General features: G+C 50.6%; 14 protein-coding genes and 5 tRNA genes. 18 read left to right on the top strand and 1 reads right to left on the bottom strand.

Translation table 11 applies throughout. The features are described 5' to 3' along the window. Nucleotides 1-2: 2 nt before the first annotated feature. From ACFQZE_RS14640 to ACFQZE_RS14610, 7 genes are all read left to right on the top strand, one after another. Nucleotides 3-1,442, top strand: coding sequence for a lysine N(6)-hydroxylase/L-ornithine N(5)-oxygenase family protein (locus ACFQZE_RS14640; protein WP_379358170.1), 1,440 nt, complete (start codon nt 3-5; stop codon nt 1,440-1,442). Next, nucleotides 1,439-2,746, top strand: a complete 1,308-nt coding sequence (locus ACFQZE_RS14635) for an MFS transporter (RefSeq protein ID WP_379358168.1) — start codon at nt 1,439-1,441, stop codon at nt 2,744-2,746. Before ACFQZE_RS14640 ends, ACFQZE_RS14635 begins: the two co-directional genes overlap by 4 nt. Nucleotides 2,747-2,888: 142 nt before the next feature. After that, nucleotides 2,889-3,848 (top strand): ABC transporter substrate-binding protein, encoded by a 960-nt coding sequence (locus ACFQZE_RS14630; RefSeq protein ID WP_379358166.1) that lies wholly within the window; start codon nt 2,889-2,891, stop codon nt 3,846-3,848. Nucleotides 3,849-3,959: 111 nt separating this feature from the next. Further along, entirely contained in the window at nt 3,960-4,961 is a 1,002-nt protein-coding gene (locus ACFQZE_RS14625) for a FecCD family ABC transporter permease (protein ID WP_379358164.1), read from the top strand. Then, entirely contained in the window at nt 4,958-5,995 is a 1,038-nt protein-coding gene (locus ACFQZE_RS14620) for a FecCD family ABC transporter permease (RefSeq protein WP_379358161.1), read from the top strand. The genes ACFQZE_RS14625 and ACFQZE_RS14620 overlap by 4 nt, the downstream gene beginning before the upstream one ends. A 200-nt stretch (nt 5,996-6,195) precedes the next feature. Beyond that, nucleotides 6,196-7,518 carry a hemolysin family protein gene (locus tag ACFQZE_RS14615; RefSeq protein WP_379358159.1) on the top strand — a complete coding sequence of 441 codons (1,323 nt, stop codon included), beginning with the start codon at nt 6,196-6,198 and terminating at the stop codon, nt 7,516-7,518. A gap of 191 nt (nt 7,519-7,709) precedes the next feature. After that, nucleotides 7,710-7,792 (top strand) — tRNA-Leu (locus ACFQZE_RS14610). A gap of 52 nt (nt 7,793-7,844) precedes the next feature. On the opposite strand, the gene ACFQZE_RS14605 is transcribed toward ACFQZE_RS14610, so the two are convergent. Further along, complete coding sequence (locus ACFQZE_RS14605) at nt 7,845-8,237, bottom strand: DUF2203 domain-containing protein (RefSeq protein ID WP_379358241.1); 393 nt, start codon at nt 8,235-8,237, stop codon at nt 7,845-7,847. Between the two features lie 168 nt (nt 8,238-8,405). Between ACFQZE_RS14605 and ACFQZE_RS14600 the strand changes: the two genes are divergently transcribed. From ACFQZE_RS14600 to ACFQZE_RS14550, 11 genes are all read left to right on the top strand, one after another. Further along, a complete protein-coding gene (locus tag ACFQZE_RS14600) occupies nt 8,406-10,832 on the top strand; it encodes a phosphodiester glycosidase family protein (protein WP_379358157.1) in 2,427 nt (808 codons plus the stop codon). Nucleotides 10,833-10,956: 124 nt separating this feature from the next. Continuing rightward, nucleotides 10,957-11,823 (top strand): ABC transporter ATP-binding protein, encoded by an 867-nt coding sequence (locus tag ACFQZE_RS14595; protein ID WP_379358154.1) that lies wholly within the window; start codon nt 10,957-10,959, stop codon nt 11,821-11,823. 251 nt (nt 11,824-12,074) lie between these two features. Beyond that, nucleotides 12,075-12,149, top strand: a tRNA-Gly gene (locus ACFQZE_RS14590). A gap of 8 nt (nt 12,150-12,157) precedes the next feature. Further along, a tRNA-Arg gene (locus tag ACFQZE_RS14585) sits at nt 12,158-12,234 on the top strand. Between the two features lie 26 nt (nt 12,235-12,260). Next, nucleotides 12,261-12,337: transfer RNA gene (locus ACFQZE_RS14580), tRNA-Pro, on the top strand. A 14-nt stretch (nt 12,338-12,351) separates the two neighbouring features. After that, nucleotides 12,352-12,425 (top strand) — tRNA-Gly (locus ACFQZE_RS14575). Nucleotides 12,426-12,520: 95 nt separating this feature from the next. Further along, on the top strand, nt 12,521-12,907 hold the full coding sequence (locus ACFQZE_RS14570; protein WP_379358152.1) for a hypothetical protein: 387 nt from the start codon (nt 12,521-12,523) through the stop codon (nt 12,905-12,907). Between the two features lie 683 nt (nt 12,908-13,590). Continuing rightward, nucleotides 13,591-16,395, top strand: a complete 2,805-nt coding sequence (ppc, locus tag ACFQZE_RS14565; RefSeq protein ID WP_379358150.1) for a phosphoenolpyruvate carboxylase — start codon at nt 13,591-13,593, stop codon at nt 16,393-16,395. 225 nt (nt 16,396-16,620) lie between these two features. After that, nucleotides 16,621-17,706 carry a S1C family serine protease gene (locus ACFQZE_RS14560; RefSeq protein ID WP_379358147.1) on the top strand — a complete coding sequence of 362 codons (1,086 nt, stop codon included), beginning with the start codon at nt 16,621-16,623 and terminating at the stop codon, nt 17,704-17,706. Between the two features lie 382 nt (nt 17,707-18,088). Continuing rightward, the gene (gene sigW, locus ACFQZE_RS14555) at nt 18,089-18,655 is read left to right on the top strand and encodes an RNA polymerase sigma factor SigW (protein WP_379358145.1); all 567 of its coding nucleotides are present in this window, start codon (nt 18,089-18,091) and stop codon (nt 18,653-18,655) included. Nucleotides 18,656-18,762: 107 nt separating this feature from the next. Next, nucleotides 18,763-19,401, top strand: coding sequence for a zf-HC2 domain-containing protein (locus ACFQZE_RS14550; RefSeq protein WP_379358142.1), 639 nt, complete (start codon nt 18,763-18,765; stop codon nt 19,399-19,401). Nucleotides 19,402-19,410: the final 9 nt, after the last annotated feature.

The following is a 19,410-nucleotide window of genomic DNA, read 5'->3' as shown; positions in this document are numbered from 1 at the left end:
CATTGCTCAAGGAAAATGGAACAGAGGTTTCCAGCGGCGTTTACGACGTGATCGGCATCGGCATCGGGCCATTTAATTTAGGGCTTGCCGCGCTGCTGGATGGGACTAGCGAGCTGGACGCTTTATTTTTGGAGCAAAAAGAACAGTTTAGCTGGCATGAGGGAATGCTGGTCGACGGAGCGACGCTGCAAGTGCCGTTTATGGCCGATCTCGTGACGATGATCGATCCGACAAGCCCGTTCAGCTATTTAAACTACTTGAAAGAACAGGGAAGGCTTTATTCGTTTTATTTTTTCGAGCAGTTCCATATTCCGCGCAAGGAGTACAACCACTACTGCCAATGGGCGGCGGGCAAGCTGCCGAGCTGTAAATTCGGGATGACGGTTACGTCTGTCTCTCTCATCCAAGGAGATGGAGCTAGCGTGTACGAGGTAACGGTTGAAGAGGCGGGCAGCGGGACTACCGTTCGTTATTTGGCAAAAGAGCTTGTCCTTGGCGTAGGCACCGTTCCCCAAGTGCGCGATGATTTGCGCTCCGGGCTGTCCGAAACGATGTTCCATTCGTCCAGCTATATGAAAAGAAGCGGCGGCTGCAAGGAGGCATCCTCCATAACGGTCGTCGGCTCGGGCCAGAGCGCGGCTGAAATTTTTTACGACCTGCTGAAATCGCAGCCGGAGCGGGGGTATGAGCTGACTTGGATCACCCGTTCGCGAGGTTTTTTTCCAATGGAATATTCGAAGCTGGGGTTGGAGCATTTCTCGCCCGATTACACTTCTTATTTCTATAGCTTGCCTCCTGAAAAAAAAGACGGTGTCCTGGAGGAGCAGCATCTGCTGTACAAAGGAATCAGCGCGGCAACCATCGCCCAAATCTATGACGAACTGTATCATCAGACGGCATGCGGCGGGCAGCCGAGGGTAAATTTGCTTTCCCTCGCGGAAGTAAAGGAAATTACTTTAGTGGAGGGCGGAAGCCGTCTGGCAGGAGAAGAAGTAGAGGGAGGCGGCAGCGAGGAAAGAAGCGCTAAGGAAAGAAGCGCCAAGGAAAGCAGCACCAACGCTGGAAGCGGAAAGCGCTTTGAGCTGTCTTGTTTACAGTGGGAGCAAGAAAAGGGGTTTCGGCATGAAAGCGAAGTAGTCATTTTGGCTACGGGCTACAAGCATAAAGTGCCCGGCTTTGTAGACGGTATCCGCCATCTTGTTCATTGGGACGGGCATGGCCGATACGAGGTGAATGCCGATTACAGTCTTCGCATGAATGGTGAAGCGGGTACGAAAAATCGCATCTATGTGCAAAATGGGGAGCTTCATACGCATGGAGTTGGCGCCCCCGATCTTGGGTTGGGCGCCCATCGCAATGCCGTCATCTTGAACGGACTGCTGAAAGAGGAGCGTTATCCCGTCCGAGAGCGCAATGTGTTTCAGCGGTTTGGTGCGCCGTGAGCGGCAGGAGCGCGCCTGCGAGCTCTTATGCGAGGCCAGTGCTGCTGAGCTGCGTGTTTTTAAGCATATTTGGCGAGGTGTTGCTGTCGCCGTTTTATCCGCAATTTTTTGCAAAAGTGTTTGGCGTTCAGGACTTAACGTATACGGGATTCTACATTCTTGTATGCCGCTTGACGGTCATTCTCATTTCTCCGATATGGGGCTTGCTTTCCCGTAAGTTTGCGGTTAAGCACTTGCTGCTTGTGGGACAAGCGGGAACGGCGGTTTGCACGGCATGGCTTGCGTTTGCAAGTCATGCCGATCAATTTTTGCTCATTACGGTCGTTCTCCTATTGTTCAAAAGCAGCTACATGTTTATATATCCGCTGCTAGTGGAAGCGGCGGGCGACGGTAAAATGGCCCTCTCTGCGGGAAGCTACCATGTCGCCTATCATACGGCGATCGTTCTCTCGAGCCTTGCGGGGGTGGCTCTCTTTTCGATGGAGCAGCCGCTGCTGCTGTTTTTGTGGATCGCGGCGACGGACATTATTCAACTGCTGATGTGCTGGCTCATATGGAAAGGGCTTCCTTGGAGGAGAAGGGGCGGCAGAGCGTCAGCATTGGCTGCATCGACTGAGGTTGCGTCGGCCTTGGAAAAGGATTCGAAAGCGGAAGCGAACGCAAACGTGCATGGAGCATCGGAGGAGGTCGCCGCGGCACTATCTCCACAATCCTCCGGCAAGGGCGGAATGTGGATGGGCTTGTTTATGCTCGGCATCACTTTGCTAGCTTTTCATCTAGCTATCCATATGATCAGACCTTATTTCACCCGCTATATGGAGATGCAGTGGCATTTGCCGCTGATGGCGAGCACGGCGCTTTATCTCATTCCGAACGTCGTTGCAGCCTGTTGTTTTTTTGCAGTGCGGCGTCTGGACAAGGAATGGAGTCTGAAGCGGACTCTCTCGCTTACGCTGCCTCTTCTTGCGGCGAGCTTGGCCCTGCAAGGAGTGGATGGCGGGGTCATGCTGATGATCGTGAGTCGCTGTCTGTTCGGACTTGGACTTGTGTTGGCTCAAGCGAGTCTGGAGCTGCTGCTATTCAAATCGAGCCAGGGCGGGCGTCTGCACTTAAACTATGGGATGGCGATGGCCTTTCAAAACGGCGGGCAATTGCTTGCGCCGCTGGCCGCTTCCTTGCTGTTTGTTCCGTATGGAGGAGCCAGCTTATTTTACGGCGGGGCCGTTCTTTCTCTGTTTTGTTTGCTGCTGCTCTGGATGGCGCTGTTCCGCACAAAACGGCTTTCCCCGCTCAAGGACACATAAAGACAAGTTCATCAATAGACATGGCACAAAAAGACAAATAAAAGGGTATAACCAGATATTGTACGAATTACTAGATTCCTTTAAGCTTACATATGATAACAATTCTCATTATCAATCATAATGCAGGGGAGCGGTATTCAACATGCAAGAGCAGAAAAGGCGGTTCAGTGTCGTACTGGCCGTTGTTATGGCAGTTGCGTTCATTTTATCCGGTTGCGCGGAGAAATCTCCGAATAAAGAAGAAGCGGCGACGGGCGGCGAATATACCGTCGATCACGCCATGGGGCAAACGGTCATTCCCGCAACGCCAAAGCGCGTTGTCGTATTGACCAACGAAGGAACGGAAGCGGTTTTGTCGATGGGAATCAAGCCGGTTGGGATCGTACGCGCTTGGGGACTCGATCCGATCTATCAGCATCTGACTGAGGAGCTGAAGGATGTGGAACTGCTAGGCGACGAGAATCAGCCCAATTTGGAACTGATAGCTTCGCTTAAGCCGGATCTTATTTTGGGCAACAAATTCCGTCAGGAAAAAATATATAAAGAGCTGTCGGCTATCGCTCCTACCGTATTTTCGGAACGGTTGAACGGCGATTGGAAAATCAATTACGAGGTTTACGCCAAAGCTTTGAATTTGAAAGAAAAAGCGGATGCCAACCTAGTTGCCTTTGACAAAAAGGCATCGGATCTAAAAGCCGAGCTAGGCGACAAGGGGAACAGCAAAGTGTCGATCGTCCGGTTTAATCCGGGCGGAATCGTCCGTCTTTATTACAACGACACGTTTTCGGGAGTGATTTTGAAGCAAGTCGGCTTGTTGCGCCCTGCGGTTCAAGACAAAGCAGAGTTTTCGGAGGATGTAGGCAAAGAGCGTATTCCGGATATGGAAGGCGATGTGCTGTTCTACTTCACTTACGACAATGAAAAAGGCGAAGCGGTCAAGGCGGAGCAAGAATGGCAGCAGGAGGAACTTTGGAAAAATCTCAACGTTGTCAAAAATGGAAACGTCCATAAAGTATATGACGGCGTTTGGAACTCCTCAGGCGGCATCATATCCGCTAACCTTGTTTTGGACGACCTCAAAACATATTTGATCGGCTCATAATCGAATCCGGTTTTCCCTTTAAGCAGTCCGAATGTATTCGGGCTGCTTGAAGCATGTTCCGGCGGTATGTCCGGCAGCGGGAACTACATCATGGAATGGAGCTAGGGAAGCATGTTATACAACCATACTTTGAAAACGTTAGGACTCTTTCTTTCCGCAGCGCTTGCCGTTCTTTTGTTTGCGGCGAGCGTTGTATACGGCTATGCCGATACGTCGTGGGCGGCGGTGAAGGCGGCCTTCACCGCCTTTGACGGGTCCAACGAACATCTTATCATCCGGGATTTGCGCCTTCCGCGCGCCATTGCCGCCTTGCTGGTCGGCGCCGCGCTGGCGTCTTCCGGCGCGGTGATGCAGGCGCTGACCCGCAATCCGATGGCTTCTCCCGGCATCTTGGGCATTAATGCGGGGGGCGGGCTTTTTATTGTAGCGGGCGTTTCCCTGCTGTCCATCGGGTCCACCATGTCGATGGTTTGGCTTGCCTTTGCCGGGGCGGCTTTTGCCGCGGTGTCGGTGTATGCCGTTGCGCAAGTGGGCAAAGACGGCATCACCCCGCTAAAGATTACACTTGCGGGAGCGACGCTCGCCGCTTTATTCACTTCCTTTACAACCGCATTCCTCATTTGGGACGAACGAACGCTGGACACCGTACTATTTTGGCTGGCCGGTTCGGTTCAGGGCAAGAGCATGGAGCAGCTGACGACGGTACTTCCCTTTTTGCTGGCAGGGTACGTTATTGTTTTGTTAATGGGAAAATCGCTTAACATCTTTGCTGTGGGGGAGCAGCTCGCGATTGGGCTTGGACAACATACAACCCGGCTGAAATGGATATCGCTGATTGCTGTTATTTTGCTTGCGGGCGGCTCGGTTGCGATAGCCGGTCCCGTCGGCTTTGTCGGCCTAGTTATTCCCCATATCGTCCGGGCGCTGGTTGGCTCCGACCATAGGTGGGTCATCCCTTATTGCCTTCTGCTTGGCGGAGTGCTGCTGCTGGCTGCGGATATCGGCTCGCGGTTTATCGCATTCCCGAAAGAAGTTCCCGTTGGCGTCATGACTGCGCTGGTCGGCGCTCCGTTTTTTATTTATATGGCTAGAAGGGAGCTAAACACTAAATGAAAACGATGCTACAGGGCTCCCGCTTGCTTTTAAAAGGCGGGGAGGGGAAAGGATTCAAGCTCGTTGTGCTGCTGTTGTTATTGCTTGGCTGTGGAATCGTTAGTATCGGAATCGGAACCCTTTCGATTTCACCGCTGCGTGTCGCAGAACTTCTTATATTGGGAGAGAGGGATTCGGCGGAAGGGCTGGTCGTCTGGAATTTTCGCTTGCCCCGTTTTGTTGTGGCGGCGCTGGCTGGAGCGGCTCTTGCCGTGTCGGGCACTGTGCTGCAAGGGGTCGTCCGCAATCCGCTCGCTTCGCCTGATATCGTGGGCGTCACAAGCGGCGCGTCGATGGCGGCCGTTTTTTATCTGGCTTTTTTGAATGAGAAGCTGGGCCTCGGCTTGCTGCCTCTTTTTGCGTTTGCCGGGGCAGCCGCTGTATCTTTTTTTATTTATCTTCTGTCTTGGAAGCGCGGTGTGTCGCCGTTTCGGATGATTTTGGTCGGGCTTGCCGTAACGGCGCTGCTGGAAGCGGGCAAAACGCTGTTTCTTATTTTTAGCCCGATTTTTTTGACGAGCCAAGCGCAAATTTGGATTACGGGAACGATTTACGGGGTCAATTGGGACGATGCGCTGGGACTGCTGCCTTGGATTTGCGTACTGCTTCCGTTAATTCTTCTAATGTCAAGAAAGCTCGATATTCAGGTGCTGGGCGAGGAGACGACGATATCGCTTGGCGGACGCGTTCAATTGCAGCGAATTGCGCTTATTGGAATGGCCTCGGCGTTGGCAGGCTCCGCAATTGCCTTTGTTGGAGGAATTGGTTTTATTGGGCTGATGGCACCGCATATAGCAAGACGACTGGTGGGAGGATCCCACTTTGTGCTGCTAATCGCATCCGCTTTGGTAGGAGCTCTGTTGCTTGGCGGGGCCGATTTGCTGGGCCGTCTTCTGTTTTCGCCCAAGGATGTAGCGGCAGGCGTGTTTACGGCTGTACTCGGCGCCCCGTTCTTCTTGTATCTGCTGATGAAATCGAAAAGGAACGAAGTGTAACGAGCTAGCTGGGCAGTGTGAACAAAAAATAGCAGTTTGGAAAATGGTTAGCGATATAAAGGATTAAGGCGTCCGAATATTAGCATATTAAAAAGAACATGCGATGAGGTGGAACATTTTGCCCAATTTCGCGTATTAAGGAGCATGTCTTAAAATTATGCTATATGCGGAGGTGAATCCCTCAAGTTTGAGGGAACTAGTTGGACTTAGCCATCATGACTAATCTGCTGTTGGTCTTATTATTGATTGCGTTAACGGCGTTTTTTGTTGGATCGGAATTTGCTGTTGTTAAAGTGAGAATGTCCAGAATCGATCAATTGATTGCGGAAGGCAACAAAAAAGCGGTGGCAGCCAAAAAGCTGGTCACCAATCTGGACTACTACTTGTCGGCGTGCCAGCTCGGCATAACCGTTACGGCACTTGGACTTGGTGCGCTAGGCGAACCGACCATCGAAAAACTGCTTCATCCGCTTTTCCATGAATGGGGAATTCCGGACGGGTGGGCAACGCCAATTTCGTATGCGCTTGCGTTATCCTTAATGACTTTTCTACACGTCGTATTTGGAGAGCTTGCTCCCAAGACGCTTGCGATTCAATTTTCGGAACGGATGACGTTGTTGCTCGCAGGGCCTCTCGTTTGGTTCGGCAAGCTGCTGTTCCCGTTAATCTGGGTACTTAACGGCTCGGCGCGTATCTTTTTGCGGATGTTCGGCGTTCACCCTGCCGGCCATGAACAGGCCCATTCCGAAGAAGAGCTGAAAATCATTATGACGCAAAGCTTCAACAGCGGTGAAATTAATCAAACCGAGCTTGCCTATATGCAAAACATTTTTGCGTTTGACGAAAGGGTAGCCAAAGATATTATGGTTCCCCGTATGCAAATCGTGGCCATTGACGAGCGCATGGGCAAACGCGATATGCTGGGCTTGATCGATGAATATCGATATACCCGCTATCCAGTTACGCAGGACGGCGATAAAGATAAAATTATCGGCTACTTGAACGCGAAGGAGCTAGCGACGGATATAGCTATGAACCGAGAGACGCCGCTTCGCGAATTGATTCATGAAATCGAAGTGATTCATGAAACGGCCCGCCTTCAAGACGCCTTGCTTAATATGCAGAAGCACAGTGTAACAATCGCGCTTGTCATCGACGAATATGGCGGCACGGCCGGCATTATTACGATGGAAGATATTTTGGAGGAAATCGTCGGTGAAATCCGCGATGAATTCGACCAGGACGAGCAGCCGGATATGGTAAAAAAATCCGACACGGAATATATATTCAGCGGCCGCGTGCTCTTAAGCGATATTGAAGATCGATTCGGATTTTCCTTCGACAACAGCTACAATGTCGATACGATTGGCGGATGGCTGCAAGTTCAGCTTATTTCGCTCGATGAAGAGCCTGAACCGATCGTATACGGCAACCAGCGTTGGACGATTATTGAAATGGACAATCATCAAATTTTGAAGGCCTGTCTTCAAATTTTAGCGGAAAGCGATCCGGAAGAGGATTAAGAGGGGAGACTCTCTATGTAAGTAAAAGAAACGGCAAGGCCCTTGATCGCCCGATCAAGGGCCTTGCCGCGTAATGGGCATGATGGATAGGGGCCTCGCAGCATGGAATGAAATAAATATCTAATTTTTATTTTGAGAAGTGTTGCATTATGGACGAGAATGTTGTATGATCTAAATCTAGAGTTTAATACGCGCGTATGGCGGAATTGGCAGACGCACTAGACTTAGGATCTAGCGGGCGACCGTGGGGGTTCAAGTCCCTCTACGCGCACCATACATGAGAAAACCCTTCGAGCAGAAGGGTTTTTTGCTGTCTATATGTTCGTTTAGGCCTCGGGATGAAGTTTGCGGCCAACATAGCCGTCGTTCCAGCCATGATAATGCGTGATGCGGTCCTCGCCTTCTTTCCAGCAAAGCAACACTTCTTCGCCATCCACAATAGCAGGAAAGTCAATGAGTCCGGGATGGATGCTTTTTAACAAAAGACCTTTCCTCGAAAAATTGCTCATATACAGATTCAACTCCACTTGCATAAAATCAAGCTTGCTTTCGAATTCAAATAAAGGATCGTTTTGTCCCCCTATTGGCGTTGCTTTCACTTTTTTGTAAGCGACGAGATGGCGTTCGAGTTCCTCAGACATCCACTGCAGCTGCTGCAGCTCATCAATGACGACAGGCAGCAGTTTGTTCGCTTCCTCTAACGTATAACGTTTGTTCATCACCGTTTACCCACTCCTTGCTCCCAGTGTACTAAAACATAGACGCCTTGTTCAATCGCATAGTTGCTTAGGAAAAAAGGCGAAAATTTTCGGCTTTTATTTCGGCTTAAATTAACCGATATAGTTCCATATAACTAATTGCAAAAATTAATGGAGGCAAAAGGAACTATGAAAGCAGCAAGTGGAATACGGTGGAGAAGATTCGTGGCGGTTGCGATTGCGATGGCCATCGGTTTTGGTTGCATTGGAATCGGAAATGAGATGTCTCCGAATCAAAAGGAGATGACCGCTTTTGCCGCTCCGGCGGCAGGGAAACAAACGGGAGCGGCTGCCGCGCCAAAAACGGAAACCGAATATTGGCGGTTCGATGCGGGGGCGCGGGCAAATCAGCCTTTGCCGCTAACTGACGGCTCATGGTTTGTCACAACCACCTCCGGTATCATTACTATTCTTAATAAGGACGGAAAGGCCGTCTTCAGCAAAAACCAGTATACGGAGCTTACCGCTCCTGCGAAAAACGCCAAGGGCGAGATTTGGATTTCAGGCCATAGTTCCAGACTTTACCGCTATGACGGGAAGGGCAACGGCTCTATGGCGGGCATGTTTTATTTTCAAAAGAAACGAGAAGGGCTTATGCCGTCCTCTGTTGTGACAGACGGGACAGGAAGGCCATATTTCACGTATCAGCACGCCATTCTTTCATTGGATGCAGCGGGAGCTAAACAAATGTACCTGCTCCCCGTTGGAGAGACGGTGGTTTCGATCGCTCCGGGAGTAGAGGGAGCGTACGCGCTTGGCAGCAACGGAGTATTGTACGCCGTTCGCGGGAGCGAGTTGCTGTGGCAGGCCGAGCTGGACGAGGCTCTGCACGGAGCGGCGCTGGCCGCCGACGGCTCCGGCGGCCTCGTACTCGCGGCGGGCGAGGCGCTCGCAGCATATGAAGCGGACGGCACGGTCCGCTTCATGCGCGAGCTTGCGGCGCAGCCCGCCGGAGGCTGGTCGTCCCCGGTCGTAGTTCCCGGGGACGGAATTGTTGCCGCCGAGCTTAGCGGCAACGCAGTGGTGTCGTTCCGCCTGACGGACGGGGCGGAACGGTGGCGCCTTAGCGCCAGCGGGGCCGGAGGGTTCGGCCCCGCGGCGCTGGCGCCGGAGAGCGCAAGCGGCATGATCTATGCCGCTGGGCGCTCCGGCGCGGTTTACGCGATCGACGGCGGTGCCGGGCGGATCGCGTATAGCTTTAAGTACGCCGCGAGCGCTGCGGGCGGCGTGGTGGCTTTTGGCGGCGGACGGATCGCGTATGCGTCCGCCGATTCCGTGGTCGCGGCGGGGCCGAATCGGCCCGTCGCGGTGAGCTATGCGGCAGCGGCGGTGAAGCTGCCGCTCGGGAAGCGGCTCCTGATCGCGGACAAGCTGAAGCTTTCCGCTCCCGTCGCCGTAAGCTACCGCACGGACAATGCAGGAGTCGTCCGCATTACCGCAAAAAGCATGATTACGCCCGTAGCTAAGGGCAAAGCGAATATTATCGTGGACGTCACGACGCCAGGCTACAAAGGCCAGCTCAAGCTTCCGGTTGAAGTGACGGCCGCTCCTGCGAACTTGAAGGCGGTACACGCGTCGAAGAGAATCAAGCTGAATTCGGGGGCCTCTATGGCGGTTCAGACGGTGACGATTCCGAAAGGAATGTCCGTGACGCTGGGAGTGGCGAATCGATCGGTCGGCACCTCATTAGCTCTGAAGGATATCGCAAAAGCTTATGGAGCGGACGCCGCCATTAACGGAACCTTCTTTTCCGCCTATGAGGGCGCTCCAGAACCTTACGGGATGATGATGTCCGACGGCAGCTTGGACTTCATTGGCAATACGGGAACCACGATTGGCTTTACTTGGGACGGAGGGGTGTTGATGGATCATTTGCGCGTCAAAATCGTAGGCGGCACAAACGGCTCATTTGCCCATCCCGACAATTGGTACGCTTATTTCGTTAATCGCATTCCAAAAGCGGGGACATCGTCAGCCGTTATGTTTACGCCCAAAAAAGGCGCCAAAATCGGCTTCGCCTACGGATCTTCCGTAACGGTCCGCAACGGTGTTGTTACAAAAAAAGCGAGAAACGCCAATGCGGAAATTCCAAAGGACGGTTATGTTCTCGTATTCGCAGGCGCGGAGGAAAAGCTTGCGGACCGTTTTCAAATCGGCGAGAAGGTTGACTATAAAGTTGAAACTAGAAATTTAAGCGGCGCCACTGTGAATTGGTCCAGAGTGCATACGGCTGTCGGTGCGGGACCACGGCTTGTAAAGGACGGCAAAGTAGCCATCAACGGAGCTGCTGAAGGATTCACGCAAGCGAAAATATTGACAACGGCAGCGGCAAGAAGCGGCATTTTGGTCAAAAAGGACGGGACCGTCATTCTCGCGACCGTTCCTTCGGCTACAATGAAGCAGTGGGGAGAAGTGATGCTTAAGCTAGGAGCCTATCAAGCGATGAATTTGGATGGCGGAGCCTCCTCGGGCCTTTACGCGGGCGGGAAAACCATCACGGCACCGGGCCGTTTGATCAGCAATGCTCTGGTGTTTGGCAGCTCGCTCAAGTGGTAATTGCCAGCAATATTTACATTGACAATTAGCGTGAGAACCATTATCATTATTATGTCATTGATAATCGTTATCATTTTTTCGGATATGCTGTCTGCAAAGGAACAGCGGAAGGGGTGCGCTGCACATGATTCGTCTAACAACTTCGGAACTCGACATAGCTTATGAAGACCGGTTGATTGTCCAAAACCTGAATATTGCCATTCCTCAAGGAAAGATTACAGCACTTGTAGGGGCTAACGGGTCCGGCAAGTCTACAATCTTGAAAACGATGGCGCGGATTATGAATCCTGTCAAAGGCAATGTGTTGCTGGACGGCAAGTCCATTCATAAGCAGTCTACGAAGGAAGTGGCGAAGCAGCTTGCTATTCTGCCGCAAAATCCTACAGCACCAGACGGTCTTACTGTAGCGGAACTCGTATCCTACGGACGTTTCCCTTACCAAAAGGGCTTTGGCTCCATGAGCAAAGAAGACCGTGCGATCGTCAAATGGGCGATCGAAGCGACGGGCATGGGCGATTTCGCCGATCGTCCGGTAGACCATTTGTCCGGCGGCCAGCGTCAGCGCGCATGGATCGCGATGGCTCTCGCACAGGAAACCGATATTTTGTTCCTCGACGAGCCGACGACGTTTCTGGATATGGCCCATCAGCTGGAAGTGCTTCACCTTTTGCAGAAGCTTAACGAAATGAACAATAGAACGGTCGTAATGGTTGTCCACGACTTGAATCATGCCGCTCGCTACGCGCATCATATGATCGCGATCAAATCGGGCGAAGTGAAGGGCGAAGGCTCTCCGGTAGAAGTTATAACGCCGGAAATTATGCGGGAAGTATTTAATATCGAAGCCGATATTGTACCTGATCCGCGTACGGGCTTGCCGCTTTGCCTTCCATTTGCACTGGCTGCCACGCCGGTTGCGGATCGTGTCATGCCGGGCAAAGCTGATGAATATAATGGGAAAGAGCAGCAGCTCACGGCAGCTGGCGCTTAACTTATTTAGAAGTGATTTAAAAACAATGGACATATGTCGCCAGCGCTTCATTACGGGGATCATTGCCGTTATTTGAAGCGCTGAACCTAAGGCAAATGTCCATTTTTTGTTGCTGACGATTGACCGAAATGAGGGGCAGAAAAAAAACTCGATTTTTTTCAAAAATGAGTTGCATTTCATTTCTAAAGGTGATATATTATTACTTGTCGCCGCGATGAACTTGATGGTGAGTGACTAAGAAATACTATCATGCGGAAGTGGCTCAGCGGTAGAGCATCGCCTTGCCAAGGCGAGGGTCGCGGGTTCGATTCCCGTCTTCCGCTCCATAATTTTTGCGGCCTTAGCTCAGCTGGATAGAGCGTTTGACTACGAATCAAAAGGTCAGGAGTTCGAATCTCTTAGGCCGCGCCATCTTTACTTAGAATGAATCAACACTTCGGGACGTAGCTCAGCTTGGTAGAGCACCTGGTTTGGGACCAGGGGGTCGCATGTTCAAATCGTGTCGTCCCGACCATTCATTCTTCATATGCGGGTGTAGTTCAATGGTAGAACTTTAGCCTTCCAAGCTAATAGCGTGGGTTCGATTCCCATCACCCGCTCCAGTATCTAAACTTCCGAAAGCCTTGCTGCGCAAGGCTTTTTTTGTTGTGTTTTTGTTGGCTTAAATACATACTATTCTATTTTGGAGGATAAGTGAGTGAAAAAACTACATATTGTATTGCTAGTGGCTTCAATAGTACTATTATCGGCTGCCTGCGGGAAGTCGGGGTCTGGCGGCGCTGGTGAAAACGTGACCGCAATAAATGAAGTTTCTGTCGCAACAGCGCAAGGGGCAAAGGGCGGAGTTGAGAACGAGTCCTTTGTTGAAATCGATAAAGGCCTATTTAGTGATACCATTACAAAGCAATTAAGCGCATTCGAAGGTTTAGGTTTGGATGAAATCATCGTGCAGACCAAAAAAGAAGGAACCAGTGTAAAAACAAAAGATAAAAACGGAGTTCCCGTTTATAAAATGACATTGGCTGCTTACCAAGATATGTTGGGGAAAATGGAGAGAGCCTCTTCCAATACGTTGATGCTTTAAAAAGCGGTGGCCAGTTCTCTTCCATTAAAGATGTGACACATAATGCGGCATTCTCCGAGTTTACCATTATCGTAGATAAGGAAGCTTATGAAAATGGCATAGACAGCTTGTCCTCATTAGGCATTGTTGCCGCCTCAACCTATTATCAATTATTTAACGGAGCTCCATCCAACGATTTAAAAGTGGCGATCCATCTTCAAGATCATTCAACAAATAAGATATTTTCATCAGAAGTTCATCCTCACTAAATGATTGGCTTTATTTAAATCGCAAGCATTAGGATAGTGTACTAGATAAAGAATTATCTATCTTCATTTCAGACTAACTTTACAAGAGCTATGTTGTATTGCCTATTCGTGTTTAATCGAATTTATGTTTTAGACAATTATTATGATGGTCTTAATAAAGAAAATGATCGTTCTATTCATTTTTTTCAACTTTAAAAAGAGTTTGTCTTTAAGAACTATAGGGTAATTAGGAGGAACACCTAGAATCAAATCGTCAGAATAAGGCGACAGATTGCTCTCCGGGGCTTCAACGGCGGGCTTTTTTGTAGTATGATGGTGTGAATGATGAAGTCAAAAACTGAGAGTAACCTTACGAATTAGAGACAGGCATGTGCGGGTAGGAGAAGCGGATGCTTTCAAAGTGGGTTTGCTGTACAGATCTGTAGGAGGAACGATATGTCGGAACACTCTGTATCAACAACAGCATCTAGTCGAACACAAACGAACAATTTGCTTAGACGGGATGTGCGCTTCCTGGGGAACATCCTAGGTGAGGTGCTTGTCCATCAAGGCGGACGGGAATTGCTTGATATCGTTGAACAAATTCGCGAGCAAAGTAAAGCGCTTCGCGCTGATTTTGTGCCGGAACTGTTCGACCAGTTCAAGGAGACGGTATCATCGCTGAACCCGGAAATTCGCCATCAGGTGATCCGCGCGTTCGCGATCTATTTCCAGCTTGTGAACATTGCCGAGCAAAACCACCGGATAAGACGGAAACGGGACTACGAAGTATCCTCCGGGGAAGCTGTACAAAGAGGCTCTATTGAAAGCGCAGTTCAGGATTTGAAGGAACGCGGCATTGGCGTCAGTGATGTTAGCGAAATTTTGAGCGGCATTTCATTAGAACTGGTCATGACGGCGCATCCAACGGAAGCGACTCGCCGCGCGGTGCTGGACATCCATAAGCGGATCGCGGAAGACGTTATGCAGTTGGACAATCCGACGCTAACGTTCCGTGAGAGAGAGAAGCTGAAGGAAAAGCTGCTGAACGAGGTTCTTATTTTGTGGCAAACCGACGAGCTGCGCGACCGCAAACCTACTGTTATCGACGAAGTTCGCAACGGCTTGTACTATTTTGACGAAACTCTTTTCGAAGTGTTGCCTAGCGTATATGAAGAGCTTGAGCGTTGTCTCGGCAAATATTACCCTGAAGAGCGCTGGCATGTGCCGGATTTCTTGCGCTTCGGCTCTTGGATCGGCGGAGACCGCGACGGCAATCCGTCCGTTACGTCCAAAGTGACTTGGGAGACGCTGCAGCTTCACCGCCAACTGGCGATCCGCAAGTACGAAGAGAAAATAAATAGCTTAATGGACCACCTCAGCTTCAGCACGAACCTAGTTACGGTGTCTGAGGAGCTTTTGGAATCCATTAAGCAGGACCGCGAGCACGTTGAGCTGAAATGTGTAGACCTATGGCGCAATGCAACGGAGCCGTACCGTATTAAGCTCGGCTTTATGCTGGAGAAACTCGCTAATACGCGTGACAGCTCGCTTAAAGGTTCCAAAATGCGCTACAACCACCCGAGCGAATTGCGTGAGGATTTGCTTGTGATCGACCGCAGCTTGCGCAATCACTATGCGGACTACGTAGCTGATACGGATTTGGCGCAGCTTGTACGCCAAGTGGAGCTGTTTGGCTTCCATCTGATGGCGCTCGACATCCGTCAGCACAGCAAAGAGCATGAAAACGCGATGGCTGAAATTTTGGCGAAAATGCACATTATTCCCGATTATGCATCACTCTCCGAAGAAGAGAAGACCGATTTGCTTCACAAGCTTCTAAACGATCCTCGTCCGCTGACGTCGAGCCACTTGGAGTACTCCGAGTCGACGCGCGAATGTCTGGATGTTTACCATACGGTTTACCGCGCTCAACAAGAGTTCGGTGAAAACTGCATTTCCAGCTATCTGATCAGTATGACCCAAGCGGCCAGCGACATGCTGGAAGTAATGGTGTTTGCAAAAGAAGTCGGCTTGTTCCGCAAGGAAGCAGACGGAACGGTTCGTTGTACGCTGCAATCCGTGCCGCTGTTCGAAACGATCGACGATCTTCACGCCGCGCCGGGCATCATGAAGGAATTGTTTGAACTGCCGGTGTACCGCAAGGCGGTTGAAGCAAGAGGCAACCAGCATGAAATTATGCTTGGCTACTCCGACAGCAACAAAGACGGCGGAGTGGTAACGGCAAACTGGGAGCTTCGCGTAGCTCTGAAGGAAATTACGGCTGCCGGCAAAGAGTACGGCGTGAAGCTGAAGTTTTTCCATGGCCGTGGCGGAGCGCTTGGCCGTGGCGGCATGCCTTTGAACCGCAGTATTTTGGCGCAGCCTCCACATACGATTGGCGGGGGTATCAAAATTACGGAGCAAGGGGAAGTGTTGTCTTCTCGCTACTCGATGCAGGGCATCGCATACCGCAGCTTGGAGCAAGCGACTTGGGCGCTTATTACAGCTGCTCGTCTGGCGAAGTATCCTCAGCAAGAGCCTGCCGCGGAAGCGGAATGGGACGCTATCGCACGCTCCATTTCGGAAACGGCGCTTAACAAGTATCAGGATCTCATTTTCCGCGATCCGGACTTCTTGACCTTCTTCAAAGAATCCACTCCGTTGCCGGAGGTTGGCGAACTGAACATCGGCTCGCGTCCATCCAAACGGAAAAACAGCGACCGCTTTGAAGACCTGCGCGCTATCCCCTGGGTATTCGCATGGACGCAAAGCCGCTATTTGCTCCCGGCTTGGTATGCCGCAGGTTCAGCTTTGCAGCAATATGTAAATGACGAGCCGGCAAAGCTGGAAACGTTAAAAACGATGTACGAACAATTCCCGTTTTTCCGTTCGCTGATCGACAATTTGCAAATGGCTTTGGCCAAAGCAGATTTAGTCATCGCAAAAGAATATGCGGGCATGATCAAAGAGCAAGCGATCCGCGACCGGATCTTCACGCAAATTGAAGAGGAATATGCTCTAACGTCCAAGTTGATTTTAAGCATTACGGGACAAACTGAAATTTTGGATAACGTACCGGTTATTCAAGAGTCAATTCGTCTCCGCAATCCGTATGTCGATCCGCTCAGCTACATGCAAGTGCAGTTGCTGACGGAGCTTCGTGAACTTCGTGCGAATGACAGCGATGATCCTGAGCTGCTTCGCGAAGTGCTGCTTACCATCAACGGAATTGCCGCAGGTCTTCGGAATACGGGCTAATCGTTGCGAGCCGAGATATAGATTTAACAATAGAAGCTGTCTCAACCGGTCTTGGAGGCCGGATGGGGCGGCTTTTTTGCCGTAACATTTGATTTATGCTTACTTTTGTAAACAAAGTTTTTATTTATGCTGCTTTTAGACCCTATTAAGATTGATTTAAGGTACGTCCCTCATCATAGAGACATCAAGTACTTGTCCAAACGAAACAAGGGAGGATGTTGGATAATGAGGAACGATACGAACGAACATAAAGGCATCTATTTTGCGGAAAACGGTGCAACGGAAGCGCCGCAATTTGAGGCATATTATAAGGAAGTGGCTGCGAGGAGGCCAGTAAGGAAAAAGACGAACCCGGCTTTGCCGCTGTTTGCCGCATTTTTGGCGGGGGCGCTTGTTATTGGGGGGCTTACTTATACAGCCGATAGTAAAAACTTGTTTACGGGCGGGAAAAAGAATGGCAGCATTCCAGATGTAGGTACTGTGGCTAACGGCTCGGTTGGAACAGCTGGTACAGATGCGGGTCTTCAAACCGCCTCGCTTCAAAACAGCGATGACATTGCGGCCATCTACAAAAATGCCAGCCCCGCCGTGGTCAAAATAGAAACGTATAGCCAGGCTAATAGAGGAAGCCGAATGAACGATGAATGGTTCCGCCAATTTTTCGGAAACGGCGGTTCGGGAGTTGCGCCGGAAGGCGGCGGAAACGCGGGAACGCCAGGTGGCAGTGGCGGAAGCACCGGGACGCCGGGCAATGGCGGAGAGCTTGTCCTTAGCGGCTCGGGAACAGGATTCTTTTTTGACAAAGAAGGCTATATTTTAACGAATGAGCATGTAATTTCGGGAGCGTCCCAAGTGAAAGTGACTGTGCAAGGCTACGACGAGCCTCTTGTAGCGGATGTGCTAGGCTCGAATTACGATCTAGACTTAGCTGTATTAAAGGTTGCCAATCCGGAAGGCAAGAGCTTCCCCGCCCTTAAACTCGGCAATTCCGACGAAACCAACATCGGAGACTGGGTCATTGCAATCGGCAATCCGTATGGCTTCGATCAAACGCTGACGCTCGGTGTGCTGAGCGCCAAGGAACGGCCAATTACCATTCAGGACGAAAACGGCGAGCACACTTACGAGCATTTGCTGCAAACGGACGCTTCCATTAATCCCGGCAACTCTGGCGGCCCGCTGCTGAACGAAAATGGAGAAGTGATCGGCATCAACACGGCGGTTAATGCGGAGGCGCAAGGAATCGGGTTCGCCATTCCGACGACAACGATCACGAAAGTGTTGGACACTTTGAAATCAAATTCTCTATAGGAGTCATTATGGACTGTAATGGGTGAGGTGAAAAAGCGGTATGGCTGGAGGGAGCCGTGCCGTTTTTTTATTGCAATAGCTTTGCGTATCGGAATGAAATCTCGAAGTGAATGAATGGCCAGCCGGAAAAGAAACTTCATTTTTCGCCTTTTTTCCGCATTTTCTTCCAATAAATATCCAATAACTAAGCGTTGGTCTTGCTTTTTGGGTTCAGGTCGATTACCATTTTTTTAGAGATTGATCGCAAGAGCTGCAGAGCTGTGCTGAACGACGGCATAGCGCTAAAAATAGAGACGGCATGCTGTTGAACGATTTGTCCGGTTCTATCGTCTAAGTTGGACAATGGAGCGGGGCAATCGCAACGTTTGGAGGAGTAGACAACGTGAACGTGTTGGAGAACAGGCTTGCAAGATTAGCCTTAAAGGGCGATCAGCAGGCATTCGCGGAGCTTGTGGATTTGTATCAGGACAAACTGTATCATATGGCTTATCGTATGCTGAACAATCGGCAAGAAGCCGAGGATGTTGTGCAGGATACTTTTTTGCGCGTGTATAAAAATTTGGACCGATTCGACGAAACGCTCAAGTTTTCGACATGGATTTATCGCATTGCGACCAATCTATGTATCGACCGGCTGCGGAAGCGGAGACCGACCTATTCCCTTGACGCCGAATCGCAGGATTACGACGGGTTAGACGGCTATTCGATGATTCCGAGCGATAACCGTACCCCGGAGTCGGAGCTGATTTTGTCGGATACGCAGCGAATTATTCACCAAGCGATGGAGTCGCTGCCGCCTAAGTATAAAACGGTGATGATGCTCAGATATATACAGGACTTATCCTTGCAGGAAGTCGGGGATATTTTGGATATGCCCGTTACGACAATTAAGACGAGAGTTCACCGGGGGCGCGAGTTTTTACGAAAGAAGCTTGAGCATCGTTTGTAGGCTAACAAAACCGGATTTAAAAAAATTGAAACATCCCCCTTCCTCATACGTATCCTATAACGAGATTCATGCCACTGCACAAGCTTTGAAAGAAAGGAATGGCTGCTATGGAATGCAAAGTCGCCATCGTCAAGATTCATGATTATTTGGACGGCGAGCTGCCACGCGAACATATTATTGAATTACAAGCTCACTTGAAGACCTGCTCAGCGTGCAGCTTGCGGTTCGAACAGCTGGAGAACGCTGACGCTGCGGCCTTCGCAGCTCTAGAAGCGGTCAAGCCGGCAACAAGACTGGACGGGGCCTCGTCTCAGCAATTGAAGAACCGCATCATGGCTCAGTTGCCGAAGCAGAAGAGAGAGCGAAGCCGGTTTGTTCAAATGCTTTATCGGTACCCAGGTATTACAGCCGCCGCCGTGTTTCTGCTCGTCATGATGGGAAGCCTGTTCACTTTATGGGAAGAGGATGCCAAAATGATCGTCTCCGGGGAAGATTTGCAGCATGTGGTCATTAACGGCGACACTGTTATTGTACCCGCTGGCGTTGAAGTGGTTGGCAATTTAACGGTTGAAAACGGCAAGATTGAAGTGCAAGGCTCCGTAGACGGAGACGTTACTGTCATTGATGGCTCCATGGTGCTGGCATCGACGGGACATATAGCGGGACAGAGCCGAACGATCGATCAAGCGCTCGACTGGTTTTGGTATAAGGTCACCTCCACTTTCGGCGGTGTTATTCCACAATGAGCATAGCGG

The sequence above is a fragment of the Paenibacillus sp. GCM10027627 genome (assembly GCF_042675505.1).
Classification (GTDB): domain Bacteria; phylum Bacillota; class Bacilli; order Paenibacillales; family Paenibacillaceae; genus Pristimantibacillus.
Note: the sequence above shows the minus strand (reverse complement) of the source record. Positions and strands in the feature narration are given on the sequence as shown.